Below are 621 nucleotides of genomic sequence, written 5' to 3'. Positions count from 1 at the left end.
GCCCCTGCCCCGCGCGCCCGCTTACCAACCGGTCCGCCAGCCCGTCTGCCAGGTCTGGGATCAGCTTGGACAGCGTCGGCCCGACCGACAGGACCTTGCCGCAGGCCGACAGCCACAGGTGCATGGGCAGCAGCTGCCCAAGCGCCTGCGCGGACATGGTCGGGCCCGTCACGACGACACCGCGCCGCTCAGCTGCGCCCCCTGCAGGCTGAAGATGCGGCCCTCGAAGAACTGTTCGTCCCAGATGTCGATACGGATGGACAGCCCCTCGACCGAGATGAGGCACAGCGCGCCGTAATCGTCAGCCATGCCGCGGATCAGCCCGACCAGAAGATGCTGCCACACCGGGTCGGGTTCCAGCATGACCAGCCAGACGGACTGATCCTCCGCCTCGACCTGCAGGCGCGGAACCTCCAGGTCGGGCAGGACCAGATGCGCGCGACCGGGCAGCTCCTCAAGACGCAGCAGGAAATCCTTGAAGTCGCGGCCCGAAAACCGCAGCAGGCGCCGCACAGGCTCGATGCGCGTCATCCATCCGCCCAGATCCTCGAACATCTCGGGCAGCGGTTTCGACAGGCGGAACGCGGCGCGTTCCAGCGCACCCGTCCCGAACCCGGCGCC

1 protein-coding gene is annotated in these 621 nt (G+C 68.6%); it reads right to left on the bottom strand.

Annotation, left to right across the window (positions count from 1 at the left end; genetic code table 11):
- Positions 1–168: 168 nt before the first annotated feature.
- The coding region (locus tag TW83_RS21520) for a hypothetical protein (RefSeq protein ID WP_045984224.1) at positions 169–621 on the bottom strand (453 nt) is incomplete at its 5' end.

The sequence above is a fragment of the Paracoccus sp. S4493 genome, assembly GCF_000967735.1.
Classification (GTDB): Bacteria; Pseudomonadota; Alphaproteobacteria; order Rhodobacterales; family Rhodobacteraceae; genus Paracoccus; species Paracoccus marcusii.
This window is presented reverse-complemented; position numbering and strand designations above follow the sequence as displayed.